A 23,333-nucleotide genomic window follows, 5' to 3' on the forward strand; every position below is an offset into this window, starting at 1 on the left:
ATTTTCCTCCTATGAGTCCGTTCCTATTTTTCTGTATAAGTGTATCATTTTTTCAGTGTTCTGCCTAATAAATTGTAGATAAATACTATTACAATATGATTAGTTCTTTTGGAGAATGGGTAATAACTTCATTTCCATTTTCAGTAATGACCAAATCATCTTCAATTCTCACTCCACCAAAGCCTGGAAGATAGATTCCTGGTTCATTAGTAATCACATTTCCAGGTACAAATAATTTTTCCGCTAATTTGGAAACATTTGGTCCTTCATGAATCTCTAATCCAATCCCGTGACCAGTAGAATGACCAAAAGCCTCTCCATAACCATGACTTGCAATATGGTCGCGTGCAATGGCATCTAATTGGACACCAGACATACCTGGTTTAGCTGCGTCAATAACTTTCAGTTGTGCTTCAAGCGTAATCGCATAGATTTCTTTTAATTTTGCGCTAGGTTCACCCACTGCAACTGTTCTCGTCATATCAGAAACATAGCCGTCATAATAGCAGCCAAAGTCAATTGTGACAAAATCTCCTGTTTCGATTTTCTTATGACTGGCTACCCCATGAGGCATTGCCGAACGAATTCCGCTGGCTACGATTGTTTCAAATGATACCCCTGTTGCTCCTAGACCGCGCATATGGAAATCAAGTAGATTAGCAACTTCAATTTCTGTCATACCAGGCTTTATTTCTCCCAAGATAAACTTAAATGCTGCATCAGAAATAGAACAGGCTTTTTTGATGATCTTGATTTCCGTTTCATCCTTAACTTCTCTTAGTTCTTCCATTAATCCTTTTACTGGAATCAATTCACTTGAAATAATTTCTTCTAATAAATCAAAGGTACTGTATGTGACAAAATCTTGTTCAAAACCTAAAGTTTGAATATTTTTTCTATCTACTAATTTTGCCACTTCATTAAAAATAGGTCCTACATTTGTAATGACTTCAAATCCTACCGCTTGTGCTGCCACTTGTTCAGTATATCTAAAATCAGTCACAAAGTAAGCTTCATCTGCTGTGATGACACTTAAACCCGTTGTACCTGTAAAGTTTGAAATGTACCGTAAATTATAAGGACTCGTTACTAATAATGCCTCAACACCTTTTTTTTTCATTCCTTCACGTAATTTAGTTAGTCTAGTCATTATTCATCACTCCTTATTTTGTATGTATCGTACTATCTTTTTAAGTAGTCGCCTCTATTCAAACATTATATCAAATAGAACCACAAAAAGAAATAACCTCACTTAAGCTAACAGTGAAGTTACTCCTCGTTTCTTGCTTTTATTTTACTACAGAAGATTTCACCTCTTCGGTTAGTTCCTTATTGTCAAAAATTCCAGTAGATTTTTGCTCTAATTGGATTTCTATCTGTTTTGAAAAAACATTTTTAAGTGTTCCATTTAAAGTAAATGAATTTATGCTTGTTTTTTGGATCGTCACTGTTCCATCAGAAAAAATAACCATGCCATTTTCTATTTCTTGATTTAATTCATATTGTCTCTTTAATTCCATTCTAGAAAGGGTTAGCATGCTTTCAACTTTATAATAGTGTTTTGTCATTCTTAATTGGTTGATTTGATTTTCAAAAATTCTATTTGTTCCTAAAAGTACGATACTCAATAGCAAAACGAACACCATCACTGAAGGTAGAACGGCTCCCTTTTCATTCATCTTGAACACCTACTAAATTATTCTCAATAGGTACCTGTGCATGATAGGTTTCTTGATTTAAAAAAGTTACTGTAATCTCTATAAATGAATGATTTTGAACAAAATTCAATGATTTTACTTTCATTAGCATAGGTTGATGTCCTCCAGACCCCGTTCGGCGTCTTAGTACTTCAAAGTGTCTTTCATAATAAATCATTTCCTTAAACTGACCTTCTTCATCCAATAACTTAAACTGTAATTCACTTGGTTTAGCCTTCACAAAAACAAGACCTTCTATATTATACTCAAATTGGTTCAAAAACATATGCCATTCAAGTTGTCTCTCTTCAAAAGTTTGTTTGCGTATTGTTTTGTATTGTGTCGTTGCAAAGTTTAAAAGAGAGATACATAAAACTAAAATAAATAAAGCTGCTAAAGCCTCTATCAATGTAAAACCATTTTGGTCAAGGGTTAGATGCTTGAAAAGAAAGGATTTCAATGAAAATTTCTTCTTCTCCATGTTTTATACGTACTCCTTTTTGAGCAGTAATTGTCGTTTCTTCAATTGTAAAAACTTCTCCTCCCGTTCTCCAAGTCTTATCAATTATTTGATGCTGTTCGATTTTCTGTACTTGTTCGTACTGGATGCGATGCATTTCAACGGCTGTCTTCTCTGCATCAATTTTTTTTAGCATACCTACAATGAAAGGAATATAAATGGCCATACATAAACTTAAAATAGAAAATGCAACTAAACTTTCAATCAGTAAATACCCTTTTTGATTTAGTTTGTTATTCCCAATTATACCTGCCACTTCCTAACTGAAAAGCCATAGTATGTCTTTTATTATTGATAAAAAAAACTAAAGTATCAAAATTACGCAAATTTCCACTGTAGCCGTTAAAATAATAGGTCTTACGATTTGGAGTGTTTATCATTTCTGGTAGATAGATCAATTGGTTTAATTCATTCTGTTCATCATCAATAACTTTAAATTGAATGGTTTTGTATTGAGAGGATACAATCATTGTAGTTACATTCCCAGATAAAATGGCATAATTTTGAATAGCTGTCATATGACTCTGTAATTCTTCAATAAATAACTGGTTTTCTAAAGTAATTTTAGTTTGTTTTGTATAAATAGTTGGAATAAGCAGTAAACCAGCGGCAATTAGCAAAACAAGAAGCATTTCAAAAAGTAGCATTCCTTTTTGGTTTAAGGATTTCATTAATTTTGACTCGAACTCACTATACCATTCGTAATAATAATGGCTTTAGCGCTGGCTTGTTTGACTTGTTTTGCTGATAGATATCCTTGTTGTTGCAGTGCATCTAAGGATACCGCACCGTCTTCTCCCTCTAATTCGTAAAGTTCTACTTGGGTTTGAATAACGGTAACCAAGGCTTCTGTCCCTTGAGCATCAATTGAATCTTTTTGTTTTACGACATTTGGTACAATGAGCAGCATCAATACTGAAATAATGAACAATACCATTACCATTTCAATTAAAGTAAATCCTTTTTGATTCAACGGTTTTCTATTTTTCATAAAATTTCCTCCATCATTGTGAACGTTGGTAATAACAAAGCTAGGTAAACACACATAATAAAAAAGGCAATAACTAAAAATATGATAGGTTGAATCCAACTGAATATTTTTTGAATTTGAAGAGTCAATCGCAATTGGCAATCTTTTGCATAAACTGCTAGTTCTGTTCCTAACCGACCGGTTGCTTCACCATGCATAATAATGAATCCAAGTTCATTAGTGAAAAAAACGAAACTGTTCATTGATTCTTTAAAGTTCTGTCCCGTTCTCAGCTCTTTTTCCATCTTACACGCGACTTCTTGCATGAGTTGTGTAGTTTCTTTTGATTGCATTAATTCAATAATTTTATTCATCTGATGACCACTTTTTAACAATTGGCTCCATTCATAGCTGAATAAATTTGTATAATATAACCTTAACAAATTTGAAATAACTGGGATTTTCATAAAGAAAGCAGTTCGTTGAATAGCCGTAAGCTTTCCTAACTGATAACGAGTCACTAAAATCAGCAAAAAAGCTACCACTGAACCGACACCTAACATAGCTGGAAAGTAGTAAACAAAACCAATTGCAATGCTATTTACAACTGAACCTTTAGTGGCATTCATCTGTTCAAAATCAGGCAATATTGTATAGCGGATCGCCATCAAGATACCAATCATAAAAAGCAATAAAAATAAGGGATATTGCAATAATTTTATTAGCTGACTTTGCTGTTTCACCTTTTCTTCTAAATAGTTCCCGCTTGCTGCTAAGGCTTCTGTCAGATTACCGTGGATAAAAGATAAATAAATTTGAGAAGAAACTCGTTCAGAGAATCCTTGTTTTTTTACACTATGGTCAAAGCGTTCTCCATTCTCCAATTCTTCAAGAATAGCTTTAATCCAATGCGCTTCCTTTGGCAATATCATTTTTAAAAATAACAATGCATCTTTTAAGGAAAATCCTTCTGTCATTAATCCAGAAAGCTTAATTAGAAATGAAGCTTGTACAGATAGCGATTTTTTTTTAAGGGACTTGGAATTTAATAAAATTCTTTTCACTGATGTAACCATATGCATACGCCTTTCTTAACAATAAGTTAAAAGACCTGGTTTGTTTTTCTTGAATTTGTTCTTCTGTTTGTGTTTGATTAAGATACTGTTTAAGTTCTTCTCTTGATAAAACATCATATAAAATCGCTCTTTTTTCATATAAATTTATATGAACACATATGGGTTCACAGTCTCCTTTACAAAAAGGGCAATATCTTGGAATCAGCTTCTGAAAGACAACACCAAGTATGGTTTGTTTTAGCTGTTCTTGTGTCACCCCTAATTCTAGTAAACGTGAGATAACGCCAACAGTATTTTTTGCGTGAACACTGGCAATAATCAAATGACCGGTTAATGCTCCTCTTATAACCATTTTCGCCGTTTCTTCATCTCTTATTTCACCAATAATGATGATATCTGGATGATGACGTAGACTAGACTTTAATAGCGTCTCATAAGTAATACCCGCTTTCTCGTTAACTTGTGTCTGTAAAAATAATGGTTCTTCAATTTCTACTGGATCCTCTACCGTGATGACCTGCTGTTTACTTATGAGGTAGCTGTCACGGACAAGTTGGTACATTGTTGTCGTTTTACCTGATCCAACAGGGCCTGAAAAAATAAGTAAACCACTATTGAATTGAGCCAACTGTTCAATCATTTGTACTTCTTTTTTAAAATAAGTTGTTTTTAACAAAGATAAATGCATCGATTGATTCAAAATTCTTATAACCATAGATTCTTGAGCACGAAAATTTGTAATAGTAGAAAAGCGCAGTGCAGTAGGCTTTCCTTCAATTATTAATTGAGCAGCTCCACTTTGTGGTTTCCTTCTCTCCCCTACATCCATATTTGCTAAATATTTAAAATAGGATATAAATCGTTTACCCTCTTCTTCTGGTACGGCCTTCCAGAAACTCATTTTCCCACCGATTCGAAAGTAAATTTGGTATTGATTATCTTCAGGTAAAATATGGATATCACTTGTTCCCGTTTGTTGAGCTTTCAAGACCACATGCCGTGTAAACTCTTCAATTTCCATCATTCACCTCCCTTCTCAGCAATTTTATTATTATTCTTAATTTAAATATGTGCAATTAAATAAATATTGCGTTATTCTCTTTAATTAATTTTCGACAAAAAAATGCCTTACCTTTCTAATGGTGCTAGAAAGGTAAGGCATTCTTATGTTTAGTTCCACGCTTATAACTCAGCGTTGTGGAAAACTTCTGTTACATCGTCATCTTCTTCAAGTTTATCGATCATTTGATTGAATAAAACTTTTTTGTCTTCTGGTAATTGAACAGTTGTTTGTGGAATCATGGTCACCTCAGCTTGTGCCAATATGTAACCTTCTTTTTCCAAAGCATCACGCACATCTGGCAAGTCAGAAGGATCCGTATAAATTTCAAATACTTCATCTGATGTTTCCATTTCATCTCCGCCAGCTTCTAGAACGCTCATTAACATGGTATCTTCATCAACTTCTAGTCCTTCTCGTTCAATTGCGATATATCCTTTACGATCGAACATATAACTAACCGAACCTTTTTCACCCATTGAACCATTATTTTTGTTAAAAGCGACTCGGACATTAGTCCCCGTACGATTGAGATTATCAGTTAACGTATGAACCAATACAGCCGTTCCTTTTGGACCATATCCTTCATAGATTACTTCATCATAATTTTCATTTTCACCAGTTGTACTTCCTTTTTTTATAGCACGTTCAACATTATCATTTGGCATATTATTAGACTTAGCTTTGTCCATCACCATACGTAATGAAGGGTTGATGTTCGGATCAGGTCCACCACTTTTCACAGCCATGTAAATTTCTCTTGATATTTTTTGGAATATTTTCCCGCGTTTTGCATCTTGTGCATTTTTACGCCCTTGGATATTGTTCCATTTTGAATGTCCTGACATTCTAAACTCCCCATTTCATAGTATAAGTGTATTAAGCTAGACAAATAGCTCTACTTATTTTATCAAAAAACCCGTTATAGAGCAACCTTCCGCCAATTCTTCTACCGTTTTCTTTTTTTAAATGAATAATTGTTTTTTTTCTTTTTATAATAGAATAGGAAAAACACGACAGCTAGGATAATACTTGTCAATGCACCTGTAGCGTCTAAAATGACGTCTTCCATCAAAGGAGTCCGGTCTGGTGTAATACTTTGATGGAACTCATCAAAAGCTGCATAGCCAGATGCTAGTAGCCAGGAAACAACCGCTGCTAAACCAATGCTTGTCATCTTGTTTTTCAATCCTAAAAACCAACATAATCCTAATAAGAAATAAATTCCAAAATGCGCCAGTTTTCGAATAAAGAATTCAATAAACGAACTATAACCTTGCGCAGCAATACTCACTTCATGACCGGCATAATTGAATTGAACCAGGCTTAAAAGATTTTTTAATGGTTCTTTAGCTAAGATTTCATCTAAAAGACCTGTCATTGATTGTTCTCCATACGGCTGTGAAGAACTGTAAAATAATGCTGCCATTATTATAAGTGCTAACGCAATAAAAAAATTGTCTTTAGTAGTCGAACGCATGTGTATCTTCCTTCTTTCACAACTTGATGTTAAAGATCCTTTTTATTACTCTTTAGGATCACTATTTCTATTTTACCGTAACATGATCTACTTTAGTAAATTATTTTGAATCAAGAATAGTTCATTTATTTAATTTAAATAATCATTGATTTTAAATCTTTTGCAAACTAGAGTATAATAAATTTATTCAGCGTTTGAAAGGAAGGTACTCTATGAAATACAATATGAAATGGGATCTTGAATCTATTTTCCCAGGTGGGAGTAGTTCGCCAGAACTAAAAGAAAAATTAAGTATTATTCGAAATCAGTTAGATGAATTGTCCTCACTTACCACTAAGTGGGATACTGAAAAAGATAGCCCCGCATTTAAAGAGCTGAATAATATTTTACTTGTTCAAGAAAAACTGACAAAAGGACTTTCTCAAGTTTTTACATTTGTGGAAGCTGTTCAATCTGCAGATGTACTAGATAAACATGCTGGAATTATTTTTGGTCAAGTATTCGAATTGAGCAGCGCTTTTAGTACCCTTCAAACTATCTCCACAAAAAAAATGGTTGCTATGCCTGATGATAGTTGGAATGATCTAGTTGAATTACCTGCTTTTAAAGAAATTGAATTCAGCCTAAACGAAACTCGCAGACAAGGTAAAGAACTATTAAGTGAAACAGAAGAAGCATTGATTAATTCTCTTTCTGTCGATGGTTTTCAAGGCTGGAGTGATCATTATGATTCGCTAGTAGCTACAATTGAGATTCCTTTCGAAGATGCTGAAGGTCATGTTCAGCAATTATCTGCTGGACAGGCCTACAATAAAATGAATACTGATCCAGATACAAAAGTCCGTGAGCAGTTATTTAAAAAATGGGAAGAAACTTGGGGAAACATGGCTCCTTTATTCAGTGATACCTTAAACCATCTAGCTGGTTTTCGTTTAGCAGACTATAAGGCTCATGGTGTTAAAGATTTCTTGAAACGTCCCTTAGAATATAATCGGATGAAGCAAGAAACTCTAGATACTATGTGGAAAGCCGTTAGCGATCATAAACAACCTTTTATTGATTATTTAAATCGTAAAGCTAAATTACTTGGAAAAGAAAAATTATCTTGGCAAGACACTGAGGCACCGGTGATGATTGGAAATGCGCCTGCCAAAGTTTATCCGTATGATGATGGTGCTGACTTCATCGTGGAAAACTTCCGAAAATTCAGTGGAAAAATGGCCGATTTTGCTCAATATGCTTTTGAACATAGTTGGATCGAAGCTGAAAATCGCGGTGGAAAAAGACCTGGTGGCTTTTGTTCGGAGCTTCCTGAGAGTAAAGAATCTCGTATTTTTATGACTTACGCTGAATCATCAAGCGAAGTATCTACATTAGCGCATGAATTAGGGCATGCTTTTCATAGCCATGTAATGACTGATTTGCCAACTCTTAACCAACAATATGCGATGAATGTTGCAGAAACCGCAAGTACTTTTGCGGAAATGATTGTGGCTGATGCCACAGTTAAAGAAGCTGTTTCTAAAGAAGAAAAAATCACTTTATTGGATACAAAAATACAAAGTTCTTTAGCTATGTTTCTAAACATTCATGCTCGTTTCTTATTTGAAACACGCTTTTATAATGAACGTCAAAACGGTATTATAACGGAAGATCGCCTTGGTGAATTGATGGAAGAAGCTCAAAAAGAAGCCTATCAAAATTCTTTAAGCGAGTATCACCCACATTTTTGGGCTAGTAAACTTCACTTCTTTATTGCTGACGTTCCTTTCTATAATTTCCCATATACTTTCGGCTATTTATTCAGTTTAGGAATCTATGCTCGTTCATTAGAAGAAGGAGCTGGTTTTGAAGATAAATACATTGCATTATTGAGAGATACAGCTTCTATGTCTACAGAAGATTTAGCCACGAAACATCTAGATGTTGACTTAACTAAACCTGATTTTTGGGAAGCTGGTATTGCAATCATGAAAAAAGATATAGATACCTTTATGGAACTAACCGAAGAATACGTTAAATAATAGGCAAGAGCCTCTAAACTAGTTTTCAGATAAAAAACTAGTTTAGAGGCTCTTTTTTATTCGCTATTTTATCAATTTGTTATGCAGGAACAAAAATTGTGATATGACTAGGTAAAACTTTGACAGTAAGAGGAAGATTATCTCCTTGATCTCCGTCAATATTACTTACCAATTCGATAGCTTCTTCTGTAACAGCTATTTTGCCTGATTTAAATTTTCTGTACAGTGTCTGGTCTGCATTAGTTACGTTTCCTGAAATCACTTTAGGAATTAATTTAACTTTATCCATTAAAGTCTTTCCTTTTAGTGCAACTAAATGTAAGTATCCGTCATCTATTTTTGCATCAGGTAACATATTTTCAAATCCTCCGACTGAATTCGTCAAAACAATAAGTACTAAACTAGATTCTTGTTCAATGACCTCGTCATCATCTAAAATCAATTCAAAAGGATAGCTTTGACTATCGTTAAACGCCTTTGCTCCTTCAATGAGATAAGATAAAGATCCTAATCTTGTTTTTTGATCAATGTCTACGTCTTTAACTGCTTCTGGGATTTTTCCAATCGCTATGACATTAATAAAATAGCCGTCATTTACTTTCCCGACATCCAGTTTTTTCGTGACTGCATCTGGTAACATTTGGATAGCTGCTTCTGGATTAAGCGGTATACCTAGAGCACGGCCTAAATCATTGACTGTACCTAAAGGAATAATACCCAATTTGGGACGATACTCTTCTTCTGCTAATCCACTTATACATTCATTTACTGTTCCATCACCGCCCATCACAATCACTGCTTCTACTCGCTCTTTTGCGGCAGCTTCAGAAAATTCTTCAGCATCTCCACCTTTAGCTGTTTCTTTAAGCACGACGTCATCATACATTGATTTTAAAATTTCTAGAGCAAATTCAGTATACTCTTTTCCTTTTTCTCCTCCTGAAGAAGGATTTACGATTAGTACAGCCTTCGTCATTTGCCCAGCACCCTTTCCTATTAACCTATGAGTTATATATTTTTATAGATTTAGTCTAACTTGAAACCTGTGTGATAGACAAAAAAAGATCTTTCTTAAAATAATGAAAAACGTAATAAAAAAAGTATGCTGACTAACATTTTTTGCACCTTATTATCAATACTTTTCTTTTGGAGCTTTAGTTTCACGATATCCTTTTTTTGACCCATCATTGACGCTCACCACCCATTCTTAACAAAACTTTATTTATATTAGTTTAACAAGAAATTATCTTCTAATCGAATATAACGAACTTTAATAACTATTTTCTCTTCAACAAATATGATATTAGCCTATTTTTTTGGGTAAAATTAGTTTATTGTAATTAAATTTAAACACTTAACCTATAGGAGGTCTTATTATGAACAATATAAAATGGTAGCAAAAAGCAATCATATATCAAATTTATCCTAGAAGTTTTCAAGATTCAAGTAGAAGAAATTAAACAACTCTTTAATACGCGAGCTAAAAATATTAGTCGAGGCATTATGCAATGGGATAATTTAGAATTTAACGGATTTTCTACTGTTAAACCTTGGAATGGGCGGAACCAAGAAGAAAAATACAACGTAAGCTACCAAGAGAACGTTCAAAAAAGTACTTTATTATCTCTAAAAAAGGAGTCCTTATTTATTGAAGGTGCTTTCAAATTAAAAAATTCTAAAGAAACCTTATATATTTACGTGAGAATGTTAGGAGAACAAAAGGCTCTAATTTATTGTAATTTTTCAGATAAAGCAGAAGTTTTATCCACTATTAATGATGATTTGTATAAAGGGTGGAGTATCAAACTCGAAAACGAAGGCAATCATCTAGACAGGACAATCTTAACCCTAGCATCATTCGGTACAGTTATTTTCAAAAATTAACTTTACCTATTAAAAAACAAAAAAATTCGTTACCAATTGGCAACGAATTTTTTTATATTTTTTAATAACGGCCATATCCTACAAGTTTTGGTCCCCAGTAAGATGAACTAACTGAAGTATACGCAACACCTGAGCTGCTTTGTGAGCCAACAAATTGACCATTTCCTACATATATCCCTACGTGAGTGATTGATCCACCGCTACTGAAGAAAACTAAATCTCCAGCTTGCGGATTTGAAACTTTAGTAGAAGATGCATATTGTGCTGCTGCTGTACGTGGCAGAGAAATTCCTGCTTTTGCAAAAACATAAGATGTAAAGCCAGAACAGTCAAATCCCTTTGTAGAAGTTCCGCCCCATAAATAAGGTGTCCCTAAAACTTTAGAAACGTGTGGTTGTAAAGCTGACCAAGAAGTTCCTGATTTTGAAGACTGAGTTGGAGTGCTTACTTTAGGTGCTGTTGTCTTCGTAACTGTTTTTGTTGCAACTTTCTTTACCGGTGCTTTAGTTTGTGTATTTTCAGTTGTTTTTGTTGAGACCTCTATTGGAGCTTTTGTTGAAGTAGATGTAGTTGTTTTTGTTGGTTGAGCTGCTACAGCTGCGGTTTCTTCAACTGCTGTTTGCGTTTCAACGCTTTCTTCAGCAACTACAGCTGTTTTTGTCGTGCTATCTTCGCTTTCAGCTGATTCTTCTATAACTGTTTCTGTTTCTTCAGCTTGTTCTGCTTCGTAACTTGCCAGTACAGCTAACTCTGCTGCTTCTTGAGCTGCTGTATATTCTGCTACTTGACTCTCCGCTTCAGCTTTTTGGGCAACATATTTATCTTTATCAGCTTGTGCACCAGCTGTTTCGATAGCTAATTGAGACACTACTACTTCTTTTTCTAGTAATTGCTGTTCCATTTGAGCTTTTGCATTTTCTAAATCAGCGGCAAGAGAGTTTTGTTGAACAATCGATTGTTCTGTTTTTTCTTTCTTTTCTACTACCGATTCTTTATCGTCTGCTTGTGCTTGAACAAGATTTTTATTTGCTTTTACTAAATCAGTAACTACATCAACTCGTCCTAGTACATCAGACATAGATTCAGCTTCAATAACAAATTCTATGTAGTTTTTTGTATCGCCATTTACTTGTACTGTACGTGCTTGATCTTCAAGTTGTTCACTACGTTGTTCAATTTTGTCTTCAAGAGATTTAATTTCAGTTTGTAGTGTTTCTTTTTCTTTTTGAGCTGATTCAATTTCAGCTAATAATGTAGCTGCTTTATCCTTGTTTGAATCGATTGCATTTGTTACTGTTTCTAATTCAGCTTCTGTTTGACTTGATTGAGCTTGTAATCCATCAACTTTTTTTTGTGCTTCTTCAATTGCTGTTTCAGATTGGTTTAGTTGTTGTTGAGATTCAAAAACTTGATTTGTAGAAGTTTCAGCGTTAACAGCAGTTGGCAAAATAAGAGAACTAAATGACATGGTTCCTAATATTGCAACAGTTAATAGTTTTTTATTCATGTTTTTATCCCCCAAATAGAATTCCTACTAATGAAATTCTCACCTTTTTTTAGACTTTCCATACTTCTTAACGGATTTCATTATAACATATGGTATGTGATAAAATCGTATCGTTTAGATTACAACTGTGTATCAAATAATTGATTTATTTAAACGAGCAATCATTGACATGATCATTTACCAGACCTGCAGCTTGCATGAACGCATAACAAGTTACTGGTCCAATAAAAGTAAAACCTCTTTTCTTCATTTCTTTAGATAGAGTCACTGATAAATCTGTTTTAGCTGGTACTTGCTCCATATTGTCAAAATGATTAACGATCGTATTTCCTTCTACAAATGACCAGATGTAACGATCAAATGTACCGTAATCTTGTCTTACTTTTAAATACGCCACTGCATTTTTTAAAAGTGAATTAATTTTTAATTTATTTCGAATTATTCCAGGGTTCGAAAGTAATTCTTCTATTTTTTTTTGGTCATAGAGAATAATTTTATCAGGATCGAATCCATCAAGCGCTTTTCGGTAATTTTCTCTTTTATTTAAAATTGTAGCCCAACTAAGCCCTGCTTGCATCGTTTCCAGAATCATCAATTCAAATAAAGCCTGGTCATCATGCAGCGGTTTACCCCATTCTTCATCGTGATAGTTCTTCATTAATTCAGTTGTAGCCCAAGCACATCTTTTCATTTGTACACGTCCTTACTTTTATTTGATATTATTATATTTTGAAGTCTTGCTTTCTATTATTTGATTAGTGTATTGTTAGTATAGATTAACGTTTAAGGTAGTCCATCTACCTAGTGATAAGAAACAGATTAGGAGGATTTACTATGTCTAAAGATTACCGTGTTTTACTTTACTATAAATATGTTCGTATCGAAAATCCAGAAGAATATACATTAAAGCATTTAGCTTTTTGTAAAGAAGTTGGTTTAAAAGGAAGAATTTTAGTTGCTGAAGAAGGCATCAATGGAACAGTTGCAGGTACGCTCGAGCAAACGCAACAGTATATCGATGCCATGCATGCTGATTCTCGCTTTTCAGATTTAGTTTTTAAAATAGATGACGAAGAGCTTCCGCCTTTCAAAAAAATATTTGTCCGCCTACGTCCCGAGATCGTATCTTTAAACTTACTAGATGATATCGATCCAAATAAAGTCACTGGAGATTATTTAGAGCCCAAAGAATTCCGTGAAGCTATTCTTGATGAAAATACAATCGTTATCGACGCACGGAATGATTATGAATACGATTTAGGACACTTTAGAGGGGCCATACGCCCTGAGATCAGAACTTTTAGAGAGTTGCCTCAATGGATTCGTGATAACAAAGAAGAATTTATGGATAAAAGAGTTGTGACTTATTGTACCGGTGGAATTCGGTGCGAAAAATTTTCTGGTTGGTTAGTTAAGGAAGGCTTTAAAGATGTTGGACAATTGCATGGCGGAATCGCTACTTACGGAAAAGATCCTGAAGTTCAAGGAGATTTATGGGATGGCCAAATGTACGTATTTGATGAACGCATTAGCGTCCCTGTCAATCAAAAAGAACATGTGATTGTTGGACTGGATTGGTTTGATGGCACTCCATGCGAACGTTATTTAAACTGTGCAAATCCTGCTTGTAACCGTCAAATTTTATCTTCAGAAAGTAATGAACATAAATATTTACGTGGGTGTAGTCATGAATGCCGTATAGCTCCAGCAAACTTATACGTAAAACGCAATAATTTGAGCCCAGCAGAAGTTGCAGATCGTCTAGCTGTCATTGGAGAAAAACTTCCAACTTCTGTTTAATACAAAAAAGGAATTGAGAATTTTCTCAACTCCTTTTTTATTTATCCTAGTATCAGGGCATCTTCAGTGACTGCTTCTCCACTATTTTTTTGAAATAATGCCAATAAGTCCGGTACTGTTAATTGACTTTTCTTTTCTCCCGAGATATCTACTACTATTTTCCCATTATGAAGCATGATCAATCGAGTTCCATGCTTAATTGCATCTTCCATATTATGAGTGATCATCAATGCCGTTAATTTTTTTTCATGAACAATTTTATCCGTTAACTTCAATACCATTTGACTTGTCTTAGGATCTAATGCTGCTGTATGCTCATCCAATAAAAGTAATTTAGGCGGAACAATCGTCGCCATCAGTAACGTCAAAGCTTGTCTTTGCCCACCCGACAATAATCCCACTTCCATTTTCAATCTGTCCTCTAATCCTAATTCTAGTAATCTCAGTTGTTCTTTGAAAAGTTCTCGTTGCCTATCCTTTACGCCTAAAGTCAAGCCTCGTTTTTTCCCTCTTTTAAAGGCTACCGCTAAATTTTCTTCAATTGTTAGTCGTGTTGCTGTTCCCATCTTTGTATCTTGAAAAACTCGTCCAATATCTTTTGCTCTTTCATTTGTTCTTTTATTAGTAGCGTCCTTTCCATCTAGCAGAACAACACCTTCATCTACTATATAGGTTCCAGCTACACTGTTTAATAATGTTGATTTTCCAGCACCATTTCCCCCAATAATCGTAACAAATTCTTCTTTCTCAATCGTTAGATCAATTCCCTTTAAAACATGGTTTTCATTGACTGTTCCTACTTCAAAACTTTTATGGATTTTTTTTAATTCTAAAATTGCAGTCATATTAATTCAACTCCCTTCCTACTATTCTTTTTGCTTTTTTTACTTTCTTTTTCAATAGTGGAGTAGAAAGAGCAATTGCCAATATGATAGCTGAGAACAATTTAATGTCTTGAGGTTCTACGCCTAATTGTAGGACTAAGTCAATAATCAGCCGATAAACTATCGCACCAATTACTATCGTCACTAGACGTTTTGCAAAAGATAAGTTATGGAAAATCACTTCACCGATAATGACAGAGGCTAATCCAATAACAATCGTTCCAATTCCCATACTGATATCTGCATAGCCGTTATTTTGTGCAATCAATGCGCCTGATAAAGAAATCAACCCATTACACATCATGTAACCTATAATTTTCATTGTATCCGTATGAACACCATTTGCTTCACTCATATCCTCATTATCCCCAGTAGACCTTAGTGCTAATCCTATTTCAGTGCTGAAAAATAAGTAAAGCACAAGAATAACTAATCCAACGGCGATTCCACCAACAACTAAAACTGCTAAACGATTTTCTAACCCATAAGATTGTAAACTACGCATCAATGTTTCTTGTCCCAATAAAGTGACATTTGCTTGTCCCATTATTCTTAGATTGATAGAATACAAAGCTGTCATGGTTAAAATCCCTGTAAGCAAAGCCGGTATTTTAAGCTTTGTGTGCAATAAACCTGATACGATACCAGCTAGCATTCCTCCAACCATTGCTAATAAACTGGCGATTAAAGGAGACATTCCTGAAACGATTGTTATCGAACAAATAGCGGCACCCAATGGAAAACTTCCTTCAGCCGTTAAATCTGCGATATCCAAAATTCTAAAGGTAAGGTAAACCCCAATTGCCATAACCGACCATAATAGTCCCTGCGATATACTTGATAATATAATATCCATTTTATTTTTTAATTCTCCTTTATATTTACGGTTTACTCAGGCAAAACAATGCTTTCAGGGTCTATACCTAGTGATTCAGCTACTTCTTCATTGATGACAAGTTCTAAACTATTGGAAGTTTCAACTGGCATCTCTGCTGGATCAGCACCATCTTCAATAATTTGCAAGGCCATTTGTGCTGTTTGACGTCCCAACTCTTCGTAGTTAATTCCGTATGTTGCCAATCCTCCTGCTTCTACCATTTCTGCTGAACCTGGAACAACCGGTAGTTGGTACTCTAAAGCAATCTCACCAACAGTTGGCATTGTACTTGCTAATGTATTATCTGTTGGAATGTAGACTGCATCCACTTCTTGAGCCAATGTCGTCATCACTTGTTGGACGTCATTGGTGGTTGTAACGGTTAGTATCTTCACTTCTAATCCTTCTGCTTCAATGGCTTCTTGAGCTAGATCTGCTTGGATTTTTGAATTTGGTTCACTAGAATTGTAAATGATTCCAATGGTTTCAGCATCTTGTGCCAAAGATAGTAGTAAAGCAACTTGTTCTTCTATCGGAACCATATCGCTTGTCCCCGTTACATTTCCACCTGGAGCCTCATTGTCAGCAACTAGCCCAGCATCAACTGGATCTGTTACTGCGGTGAACAAAATCGGATCCTCTTGTGTCACTGTTGCTAAAGATTGCGCTGCTGGCGTTGCAATAGATAAGATGACCTCATTTTCTCCTACCAAACTTTCACTCATACTTTGTAAGTTTGCTTGATCTCCTTGAGCATTCTGATAATTGATGGTTAGGTTTTCTCCTTCAATATAATCTGCTTCTTCCAACTCACTGACAAAACCTTCTCTGGCTCTAGTTAATGAATCATGTTCCATATATTGCAAAATACCTATACTCACATTTTCTATCTCAGAGTCCCCAGTTTCGCTTGTGTTTCCGCAAGCCACTAATAGTAAACTCGCTGTAACTGTTGTTAAACCTATAATTACTTTTTTCTTCATTTCTCTTGTTCTCATTTTAATATCCCCCTATTTTTTTGAATCTCTATTCTTTTGAAAAAGTAAAAACGCCCACTTAGAGAGAATACTATCTAAAGTGGGCGTTTATTTTATGTAAAATAAACAATCATTATGATCTACCACTTAGATACTCTCTATGTGGCAAATATTTAGCAAATCAAATTGCTTTAGCCATATAGATACAAACATTTCTGTTTCTTGTTTGCATCCATAATGAATCATGTCTACAAACAGCTCCTAAAATAGCTAAAGTAATAATTATTTAGTTGTGTTTGGTTAACAAGATGACTGTTCATAATAATCCCTCACAATTTTTATTTTGTAGTTGTTTTTACAATTATAAAAAAACAAATGAGGAAAGTCAACTATTAAATTAAAATTCACTCATCTTATATTCATTTACTTTTTATCTTGTCTTTCAACTATAGATTCTACGCGCCTATGCATTGATTTTTTATAAAACATTAAGTTTCTGCAATATTTCTTCAAAAATTGCTCTTTCTACCCTCTTTTTGTTATAATAGGTCAAGCAATTAGAGAAATCAAATATAATTTTATGAGGTGACCTAAATTTGAGTAGTCCACAAAATACTAATGAATCAACATTCTTAGAGAAAATAAAAGTTTTATTTCAAAGAATAACACGGTTCATGAGGAGGCAATGGAGCTCTTTCAAAAGAACAAATTTTTATCAATCTATCTATTTAAAAGGAACAAATTCGCATAAGGAACTATCACAAGACGAATCAGGACCTCTAACAGCTACTACTAAAGCTAAACCAGCCAGTTCTCAGAAAAGAGAACAAAATAAAGAAAATCAAGGTTTAACATTTGGTAAATTTTTATTTGGCTTCAATGTTGGTTACAGTGTAATCAAAAATTTAATTATTACGATAGTGATTATTGGACTAATCGGAGGAGCACTTGCAGGGGGAGTTGGAGCAGGATTTTTTGCCTATCTTGTTTCTGGTGAGGAAATTCCAACTTATGACGAAATGAAAACAGACATTGGGAATGTTTCAGCAACTTCTTCGATGTATTACGCAACAGGAGAAAAAATCAGTGATTTAAAAACTGATTTAAAACGATCTGAAATCCCATTGAGTGAAATGTCTCCTTTGGTTCAAAATGCAATTATTGCTACCGAAGATGAATATTTTTATAAACATTCTGGAGTAGTTCCAAAAGCCGTAGTACGAGCATTATTTCAAGAAGTTGCTGGTTCAGGTACGACATCTGGCGGATCCACTCTTACTCAACAGCTAGTAAAACAACAAATTTTAACGAATGAAGTTTCTTTTAAACGAAAAGCAAATGAAATTTTATTGGCTTTCCGCATTGAAAACTATTTTACAAAAGATGAGATTTTAGAAAGTTATTTAAATGTTTCACCATTTGGAAGAAATAATAAAGGTCAAAATATTGCAGGATTAAATGAAGCTTCAACGGGTATATTTGGTTTAAAAGCCAATGAATTGACTTTGCCACAAGCTGCATTTTTAGCTGGGCTACCTCAAAATCCGATTGTTTATAGTCCATATACTCAAACAGGTGCGCTTAAAGAAGACTTGTCTGCTGGTATGACTCGTAAAAATGAAGTATTGTTCAGAATGTATCGTGAAAACTATATCACTAAAGAAGAATACGATGCTGCTTTAACTTATGACTTAGCGCAAGATTTTTCACCTCAAGAATCCGATGTTAAAGACAGTACTGACTATGTATATAACTTTGTGGAACAACAAGCTAGACAAATTCTGATGGAACAATTATATATAGCTGACGGTTATTCTGCTGAAGATCTATCTAATGATCAAGAATTGAGTGATTCTTATTATACTCAAGCAGACGAGGATTTACGCTCAAAAGGTTATACAGTCTCCTCAACTATTGATAAAGGTGTTTACGAAGCTATGAATGCTGTAGTTGAAGAGTATGCCTCACCAGAAATTTCTTATGATGAAAATAACAATCCAATCATAAGCAATACAAGTGATTTAGGTACCGTAAAAGTTGTTGACTATGTTGATGAGGAAACAAAGGAAACAAAAACACTTGTTGAACCGGTTCAAAATGGTGCAATTTTAAGAGACAACACTACTGGCAGAATCATCTCCTTTATCGGAGGAGTAGACTATGAAATTACTCAAGTTAATCATGCGTATCAATCTCCACGCTCACCTGGTTCAACGATGAAACCTTTACTAGCTTTTGCTCCAGCACTAGAAGAAGGCTTCATTACACCAGCTACAATGCTTTTTGAAAGTTCCGCTAAAGTGCCAAGCTGGGAAAATGGTTCTTTGGGTGTTCATGAAATAACCAACTTTGGTAACGTAACTCCTAATAAATGGACCAATGTTCGGAATGGGTTAGCGCAATCAAGTAATATCGTTACAACAAAAATTTATCAACAAATGAAAGATACCTATAACATGGAAGAGAAACTTGAATCATATATGCATAAGATGGGATTTGGAACTAACGTCATCACGACAGAAGAATACCAAGGGACCTACTATACTCTTCCTATCGGTGGAATCACCAAAGGAACAACTGTATCAGATCAAACAGATGGCTTCTCTACTTTAGCAAGTGCTGGGAATTACACAGAAGGACATGTTATCGATAAGATTGAAGATGCTGCTGGAAATATTATTTTTCAATACGAAGTAGAACCTGTTAACGTATTTTCAGCAGAAACAGCTTATCTGACGACTGATATTTTACGCGATGTATTAGAATCTGGTACTGCTAAAGATATAGAAGGACAATTAAACTTTAAAGCTGATATTGCCGGTAAAACAGGAACGTCAGATGGCCAAAAAGATATTTGGTTTATCGGTTATACGCCTCAAGTTACCTTAAGTTCTTGGATTGGATATGATAATGCTGTTGACACCTCTGTTAATGACTTAACTAACTCAGGTTCTGAAAGCCCAAGTTTGAGAAATCGAAGACATTGGGCTCGCTTAATGAATGCTATCTACAGTGCAAACCCAACCGTTTTAGGTACTGACCAAACATTTCAAAAGCCAGAGGGTATTGTTGAGGCAAAAGTTCTTAATGCAACTGGTATGCTTCCAGGGAAAGTGAAATTGCCTAACGGAAAAGAAGTTACAGCAACCGGCGATACTCATACAGAAATTTTTAATAAGAAATTTGCTCCAAAAACAACTACCTACAACTTTGCAATTGAAGCTTCTGAAAAAGAATTAACAGACTACTGGAGTAGTTCTTCTAAAACAGCAAGCTCTCAAGAAGCGCAGAAAGCAAAAACTGAGACAGCTAAGAAAAAAGCTGAAGAAGAAAAGGCAAAAAAAGAAAAAGAAGCACAAGAAGAAGCTAAGAAAAAAGCTGAAGAAAAAAAACAGAATGAATAAAAAATAAGACATCGATTTTGTAATGCCTTCCAAAAGTTAGAGAAATCGACTTTTGGTGGTACATTACATTTCAATGTCTTATTTTTTTAAACTTCTTTAGTTGTCCCTCTATTTGCAATATGGTGAGGCAAGATAATTGTTTTTTCATCCACATCTTCTTTGTTCATCAACTTAGTTAATAAACGCATAGATACAGCACCAATATCATATAATGGTTGAGTAATGGTACTCAATTTTGGTCTTACCATTTCAGATAATTTAGAGTTATTTGCAGTAACCACTTCGAATTCTTCAGGTATTTTAACGAAGTGATCTAATGCTCCGTTCATGATTCCTACAGCAATTTCATCATCCCCGGCAAAGACTGCCGTTGCTCCTGCTTCAGCTAACTTAGTGTAGACTTCTTCTCCAGCTATAAATGTGTAAGCTGTTTCAAAAATCAAACTTTCATCATAAGCAAGACCAGCATTTTCTAAAGCAGTTTTATACCCTTTCAATCGATAGATACCATTTATAGGTTCTTGAGTGATTGATCCAGAAACAAAAGCAATACGTTCATGTCCACTAGCTATCAATTGAGCAACCGTTTGTTCTGTCGCTGCTTCGTAATCAATATTTACGCTACCCATTTGTTCATCAGGATCAACTGTTCCTGCCAAAACAACAGGAGTTTTCGAGCGAGAAAACTCTGCTCTTAATTCGTCTGAAATTTTATGGCCCATGTAAATAATTCCATCTACTTGTTTAGCTAATAGTGTATTCAATACTTGGACTTCTTTTATATCATTTTGATCAGAGTTAGCTAGAATAATATTATATTTGTACATTGTAGCAATATCATCGATTCCTCTAGCCAAAGATGAGAAATACAAGTTTGTTACATCAGGAATAATAACCCCTACAGTTGTTGATTTTTTACTAGCTAATCCACGAGCAACTGCATTTGGACGATAATCCAGACGATCAATAACTTCCAACACTTTTTTTCGAGTAGTTGGTTTTACATTTGGGTTACCGTTTACGACACGTGAGACAGTTGCCATAGAAACATTTGCTTCTCTTGCAACATCATAAATAGTAATAGTTTGTTTTTCCATAATCAATCTCCTTCAAATAATTAAATTCGTTTACTTTTTGTATAGTTCTAATTTAGCAAAATTACGACTGCAATGCAAGCGTTTCATTTTCGTTTTCATGAAAATTTCATAATTTCTTTCATTATTAGATTCGATTTTATTTCTATCTTTTAGTTTTCTTAAAGAAAACCATCATTAATAGTGATACAATTGATTTAATACAGTCAGTCGAAGGTGAGGATCATTATTATGAACAAACAACTAAAAGTATTAAAAAAATGGTTAACCGAACAAAAAATAGATGTTGCTTTTATCAATGAACCCAATACTATTGCTTATTTTAGCGGTTATGAAAGTGATCCACATGAGCGTATTTTAGCTTTGGCAATTTTTGCAGTCGGAGAACCTTTTCTCTTTACACCTGAACTTGAAAAAGAAGATGCCCTAAAAAGTGAATGGCCATATGCTGTATATGGCTATTTAGATAATGAAGATCCATGGTCTCTGATTGCAATTCACTTGGCAGCTCATAGAAATAATTTTAGTAATATAGCAATTGAAAAAAACTTTTTAACGGTTGGCCGATTTGAAAAACTTCAATTTTTTTTCCCGGCTGTTTCTTTTCCAGATATTACTCCTAAAATACAAGCCATGAAGCTAATTAAGACTTCTGATGAAATCAACAAAATGATGGAGGCTGGTAAATGGGCTGATAAAGCTTTTGAAATTGGCTTTAACGCAATAAAAGAAGGCGTATCTGAAGAAGAGATAGTAGCAGAAATTGAATACCGTTTAAAAAAAGAAGGTATAAAAGAAATGAGTTTCGAAACAATGGTTTTGACTGGAGTTAATGCAGCTAGCCCGCATGGTACACCTGGAAAAAGGCCAGTAAAATTGAATGAGTTTGTTTTATTTGATTTAGGCGTCGTTTACAATGGATACACTAGTGACGCTACTCGTACTATCGCTTTTGGAGAACCTTCAAAACAAGCAAAAGAAATTTATGCTACTGTATTAAAAGCTTACAATGCTGCTTTGATCGCCGTTAAACCTGGCATAACGGCTGGTGAGTTAGATAAAATTGCTCGCGATATCATCACTGACGCAGGTTATGGGCAATACTTCACTCATCGTTTAGGTCATGGCTTAGGAAGTTCAGTCCATGAATTCCCATCTATTATGCAAGATAGTACTTTTATTATTCAAGAAGGTATGTGCTTCTCAATAGAACCTGGTATTTATTTACCAGGTGTTGCTGGAGTTCGTATAGAAGACTGCATAGTCGTCACAAAGGACGGTTGTGAAGTTTTTACTCATACACCAAATGAGTATACCTCTATCTAAATTTGCTGTTTTAAAAAATTAACTATTTATTTATTCATTTACAGCAAAAAAGCAGCGGATCTTTTGAGGTCCACTGCTTTTTACTTTTAAAATTAAATTCCTACATTTGTATTGGTTGTTTTAGGTTTGTCTTTATTTCCACTATCTGCAGTTTGTTCTGTACTAACATTTGCTGATGAATAATCAGGCTTTTCTGCAGCTTTTTTTTGATCATAATCAAAATCCATTGTTTTTCTTTCAGCTTCTTCTTTAAAAGAATGATCTTCATGTTTTACATTGAATGAACTAAAATTTGCTTCTTCTTTACCTTCTTTTAAACTTGATTTAACTTCTTCTGATGTATCTTTTGCAGCTGATTTCACATCTCCTACTGTTTCAGTAGCTGTTGTTTTAACTTCTTTAGCTATATCTGTTGCAGATTTTTTAAGATCATTCAATCCTTCTCCTACATCTTTTGAAGCATGATTCAACTGTTCTCTTATTTGAGAAGCCGATTCTTTCAAGCTTATTTTAATGTCTTCTGATGCATCTTTAGCAACAGTTTTCATTTCTTTTCCTTTTTCTTTAGCAATATCTGCATATCCTTTTGCCGAGCTTTTAGCATTAATTGTTTGCTGATTTAAATCTTCACGTAATTCTTTACCTGATTTTGGTGCATACAATAGAGCTGTAATTCCTGCTGCTGTAGCTCCTATAATTGCTCCTAAAAGAAATCCACTTTTTTTAGTCATCTATATTTCTCCCCTTTTCTCA

23 protein-coding genes are annotated in these 23,333 nt (G+C 34.4%); 5 read left to right on the forward strand and 18 right to left on the reverse strand.

Annotated elements, in window-relative coordinates; all coding sequences use genetic code 11:
* Nucleotides 1-88 precede the first annotated feature (88 nt).
* From BP17_RS09720 to BP17_RS09765, 10 genes are all read right to left on the reverse strand, one after another.
* Nucleotides 89-1,153: a M24 family metallopeptidase gene (locus BP17_RS09720; protein WP_269544566.1), complete on the reverse strand. Its 1,065-nt coding sequence runs from the start codon at nt 1,151-1,153 to the stop codon at nt 89-91.
* Between the two features lie 136 nt (nt 1,154-1,289).
* Nucleotides 1,290-1,679, reverse strand: coding sequence for a hypothetical protein (locus BP17_RS09725; RefSeq protein ID WP_035053920.1), 390 nt, complete (start codon nt 1,677-1,679; stop codon nt 1,290-1,292).
* Nucleotides 1,672-2,178, reverse strand: coding sequence for a competence type IV pilus minor pilin ComGF (gene comGF / locus BP17_RS09730; RefSeq protein WP_035053923.1), 507 nt, complete (start codon nt 2,176-2,178; stop codon nt 1,672-1,674). The genes BP17_RS09725 and comGF overlap by 8 nt, the downstream gene beginning before the upstream one ends.
* Nucleotides 2,123-2,473, reverse strand: a complete 351-nt coding sequence (locus tag BP17_RS09735; protein WP_035053924.1) for a prepilin-type N-terminal cleavage/methylation domain-containing protein — start codon at nt 2,471-2,473, stop codon at nt 2,123-2,125. Before BP17_RS09735 ends, comGF begins: the two co-directional genes overlap by 56 nt.
* The gene (comGD, locus tag BP17_RS09740) at nt 2,451-2,888 is read right to left on the reverse strand and encodes a competence type IV pilus minor pilin ComGD (RefSeq protein ID WP_035053926.1); all 438 of its coding nucleotides are present in this window, start codon (nt 2,886-2,888) and stop codon (nt 2,451-2,453) included. Before comGD ends, BP17_RS09735 begins: the two co-directional genes overlap by 23 nt.
* A complete protein-coding gene (gene comGC / locus BP17_RS09745; RefSeq protein WP_035053928.1) occupies nt 2,888-3,208 on the reverse strand; it encodes a competence type IV pilus major pilin ComGC in 321 nt (106 codons plus the stop codon). The genes comGD and comGC overlap by 1 nt, the downstream gene beginning before the upstream one ends.
* On the reverse strand, nt 3,205-4,269 hold the full coding sequence (gene comGB / locus BP17_RS09750; RefSeq protein ID WP_332248693.1) for a competence type IV pilus assembly protein ComGB: 1,065 nt from the start codon (nt 4,267-4,269) through the stop codon (nt 3,205-3,207). Before comGB ends, comGC begins: the two co-directional genes overlap by 4 nt.
* Nucleotides 4,217-5,287 carry a competence type IV pilus ATPase ComGA gene (gene comGA / locus BP17_RS09755; protein ID WP_332248694.1) on the reverse strand — a complete coding sequence of 357 codons (1,071 nt, stop codon included), beginning with the start codon at nt 5,285-5,287 and terminating at the stop codon, nt 4,217-4,219. Before comGA ends, comGB begins: the two co-directional genes overlap by 53 nt.
* Before the next feature lie 158 nt (nt 5,288-5,445).
* Nucleotides 5,446-6,171, reverse strand: coding sequence for a YebC/PmpR family DNA-binding transcriptional regulator (locus tag BP17_RS09760; RefSeq protein WP_035053933.1), 726 nt, complete (start codon nt 6,169-6,171; stop codon nt 5,446-5,448).
* 101 nt (nt 6,172-6,272) lie between these two features.
* Nucleotides 6,273-6,803, reverse strand: a complete 531-nt coding sequence (locus BP17_RS09765) for a VanZ family protein (protein WP_035053935.1) — start codon at nt 6,801-6,803, stop codon at nt 6,273-6,275.
* A 212-nt stretch (nt 6,804-7,015) separates the two neighbouring features.
* Between BP17_RS09765 and BP17_RS09770 the strand changes: the two genes are divergently transcribed.
* Nucleotides 7,016-8,827 carry a M3 family oligoendopeptidase gene (locus BP17_RS09770; protein ID WP_035053937.1) on the forward strand — a complete coding sequence of 604 codons (1,812 nt, stop codon included), beginning with the start codon at nt 7,016-7,018 and terminating at the stop codon, nt 8,825-8,827.
* A 79-nt stretch (nt 8,828-8,906) separates the two neighbouring features.
* On the opposite strand, the gene BP17_RS09775 is transcribed toward BP17_RS09770, so the two are convergent.
* Nucleotides 8,907-9,803, reverse strand: coding sequence for a diacylglycerol/lipid kinase family protein (locus BP17_RS09775; protein WP_035053939.1), 897 nt, complete (start codon nt 9,801-9,803; stop codon nt 8,907-8,909).
* Nucleotides 9,804-10,330: 527 nt separating this feature from the next.
* Between BP17_RS09775 and BP17_RS09780 the strand changes: the two genes are divergently transcribed.
* Nucleotides 10,331-10,711: a hypothetical protein gene (locus tag BP17_RS09780; protein ID WP_035053941.1), complete on the forward strand. Its 381-nt coding sequence runs from the start codon at nt 10,331-10,333 to the stop codon at nt 10,709-10,711.
* A 61-nt stretch (nt 10,712-10,772) separates the two neighbouring features.
* Here BP17_RS09780 and BP17_RS09785 read toward each other — a convergent pair whose 3' ends face one another.
* Both BP17_RS09785 and BP17_RS09790 read right to left on the reverse strand, forming a co-directional pair.
* Nucleotides 10,773-12,218: a C40 family peptidase gene (locus tag BP17_RS09785; RefSeq protein ID WP_035053943.1), complete on the reverse strand. Its 1,446-nt coding sequence runs from the start codon at nt 12,216-12,218 to the stop codon at nt 10,773-10,775.
* A 145-nt stretch (nt 12,219-12,363) separates the two neighbouring features.
* Entirely contained in the window at nt 12,364-12,909 is a 546-nt protein-coding gene (locus tag BP17_RS09790; RefSeq protein ID WP_035053946.1) for a DNA-3-methyladenine glycosylase I, read from the reverse strand.
* Nucleotides 12,910-13,052: 143 nt separating this feature from the next.
* On the opposite strand from BP17_RS09790, the gene trhO reads away from it, so the two are divergent.
* Complete coding sequence (trhO, locus tag BP17_RS09795) at nt 13,053-14,018, forward strand: oxygen-dependent tRNA uridine(34) hydroxylase TrhO (protein ID WP_035053948.1); 966 nt, start codon at nt 13,053-13,055, stop codon at nt 14,016-14,018.
* 41 nt (nt 14,019-14,059) lie between these two features.
* Here trhO and BP17_RS09800 read toward each other — a convergent pair whose 3' ends face one another.
* From BP17_RS09800 to BP17_RS09810, 3 genes are read right to left on the reverse strand one after another with little or no spacing between them, the layout of a single operon-like run.
* Entirely contained in the window at nt 14,060-14,863 is an 804-nt protein-coding gene (locus BP17_RS09800) for an ABC transporter ATP-binding protein (protein ID WP_035053950.1), read from the reverse strand.
* A 1-nt stretch (nt 14,864) separates the two neighbouring features.
* A complete protein-coding gene (locus BP17_RS09805) occupies nt 14,865-15,758 on the reverse strand; it encodes an ABC transporter permease (RefSeq protein ID WP_035053952.1) in 894 nt (297 codons plus the stop codon).
* A 32-nt stretch (nt 15,759-15,790) separates the two neighbouring features.
* Nucleotides 15,791-16,777: an ABC transporter substrate-binding protein gene (locus tag BP17_RS09810; RefSeq protein ID WP_035053954.1), complete on the reverse strand. Its 987-nt coding sequence runs from the start codon at nt 16,775-16,777 to the stop codon at nt 15,791-15,793.
* Nucleotides 16,778-17,352: 575 nt separating this feature from the next.
* Here BP17_RS09810 and BP17_RS09815 point away from each other — a divergent pair.
* Entirely contained in the window at nt 17,353-20,160 is a 2,808-nt protein-coding gene (locus tag BP17_RS09815) for a transglycosylase domain-containing protein (protein WP_084676343.1), read from the forward strand.
* 86 nt (nt 20,161-20,246) lie between these two features.
* On the opposite strand, the gene ccpA is transcribed toward BP17_RS09815, so the two are convergent.
* Entirely contained in the window at nt 20,247-21,257 is a 1,011-nt protein-coding gene (ccpA, locus tag BP17_RS09820) for a catabolite control protein A (protein WP_035053956.1), read from the reverse strand.
* Between the two features lie 228 nt (nt 21,258-21,485).
* On the opposite strand from ccpA, the gene BP17_RS09825 reads away from it, so the two are divergent.
* A complete protein-coding gene (locus BP17_RS09825) occupies nt 21,486-22,580 on the forward strand; it encodes a M24 family metallopeptidase (RefSeq protein ID WP_035053959.1) in 1,095 nt (364 codons plus the stop codon).
* Between the two features lie 92 nt (nt 22,581-22,672).
* On the opposite strand, the gene BP17_RS09830 is transcribed toward BP17_RS09825, so the two are convergent.
* The gene (locus tag BP17_RS09830) at nt 22,673-23,311 is read right to left on the reverse strand and encodes a YtxH domain-containing protein (RefSeq protein ID WP_035053962.1); all 639 of its coding nucleotides are present in this window, start codon (nt 23,309-23,311) and stop codon (nt 22,673-22,675) included.
* Nucleotides 23,312-23,333 lie beyond the last annotated feature (22 nt).

It is taken from the genome of Carnobacterium pleistocenium FTR1, assembly GCF_000744285.1.
GTDB classification, from domain to species: Bacteria; Bacillota; Bacilli; order Lactobacillales; family Carnobacteriaceae; genus Carnobacterium_B; species Carnobacterium_B pleistocenium.

Excerpts from the sequence above, each read along its gene's own strand:
- BP17_RS09725 (WP_035053920.1), bottom strand. The coding sequence starts at position 1,679 with ATGAATGAAAAGGGAGCCGTTCTACCTTCAGTGATGGTGTTCGTTTTG.
- comGF (WP_035053923.1), bottom strand. The coding sequence starts at position 2,178 with ATGGAGAAGAAGAAATTTTCATTGAAATCCTTTCTTTTCAAGCATCTA.
- comGD (WP_035053926.1), bottom strand. The coding sequence starts at position 2,888 with ATGAAATCCTTAAACCAAAAAGGAATGCTACTTTTTGAAATGCTTCTT.
- comGC (WP_035053928.1), bottom strand. The coding sequence starts at position 3,208 with ATGAAAAATAGAAAACCGTTGAATCAAAAAGGATTTACTTTAATTGAA.
- comGB (WP_332248693.1), bottom strand. The coding sequence starts at position 4,269 with ATGCATATGGTTACATCAGTGAAAAGAATTTTATTAAATTCCAAGTCC.
- comGA (WP_332248694.1), bottom strand. The coding sequence starts at position 5,287 with ATGATGGAAATTGAAGAGTTTACACGGCATGTGGTCTTGAAAGCTCAA.
- BP17_RS09760 (WP_035053933.1), bottom strand. The coding sequence starts at position 6,171 with ATGTCAGGACATTCAAAATGGAACAATATCCAAGGGCGTAAAAATGCA.
- BP17_RS09765 (WP_035053935.1), bottom strand. The coding sequence starts at position 6,803 with ATGCGTTCGACTACTAAAGACAATTTTTTTATTGCGTTAGCACTTATA.
- BP17_RS09770 (WP_035053937.1), top strand. The coding sequence starts at position 7,016 with ATGAAATACAATATGAAATGGGATCTTGAATCTATTTTCCCAGGTGGG.
- BP17_RS09775 (WP_035053939.1), bottom strand. The coding sequence starts at position 9,803 with ATGACGAAGGCTGTACTAATCGTAAATCCTTCTTCAGGAGGAGAAAAA.
- BP17_RS09780 (WP_035053941.1), top strand. The coding sequence starts at position 10,331 with ATGCAATGGGATAATTTAGAATTTAACGGATTTTCTACTGTTAAACCT.
- BP17_RS09785 (WP_035053943.1), bottom strand. The coding sequence starts at position 12,218 with ATGAATAAAAAACTATTAACTGTTGCAATATTAGGAACCATGTCATTT.
- BP17_RS09790 (WP_035053946.1), bottom strand. The coding sequence starts at position 12,909 with ATGAAAAGATGTGCTTGGGCTACAACTGAATTAATGAAGAACTATCAC.
- trhO (WP_035053948.1), top strand. The coding sequence starts at position 13,053 with ATGTCTAAAGATTACCGTGTTTTACTTTACTATAAATATGTTCGTATC.
- BP17_RS09800 (WP_035053950.1), bottom strand. The coding sequence starts at position 14,863 with ATGACTGCAATTTTAGAATTAAAAAAAATCCATAAAAGTTTTGAAGTA.
- BP17_RS09805 (WP_035053952.1), bottom strand. The coding sequence starts at position 15,758 with ATGGATATTATATTATCAAGTATATCGCAGGGACTATTATGGTCGGTT.
- BP17_RS09810 (WP_035053954.1), bottom strand. The coding sequence starts at position 16,777 with ATGAGAACAAGAGAAATGAAGAAAAAAGTAATTATAGGTTTAACAACA.
- ccpA (WP_035053956.1), bottom strand. The coding sequence starts at position 21,257 with ATGGAAAAACAAACTATTACTATTTATGATGTTGCAAGAGAAGCAAAT.
- BP17_RS09825 (WP_035053959.1), top strand. The coding sequence starts at position 21,486 with ATGAACAAACAACTAAAAGTATTAAAAAAATGGTTAACCGAACAAAAA.
- BP17_RS09830 (WP_035053962.1), bottom strand. The coding sequence starts at position 23,311 with ATGACTAAAAAAAGTGGATTTCTTTTAGGAGCAATTATAGGAGCTACA.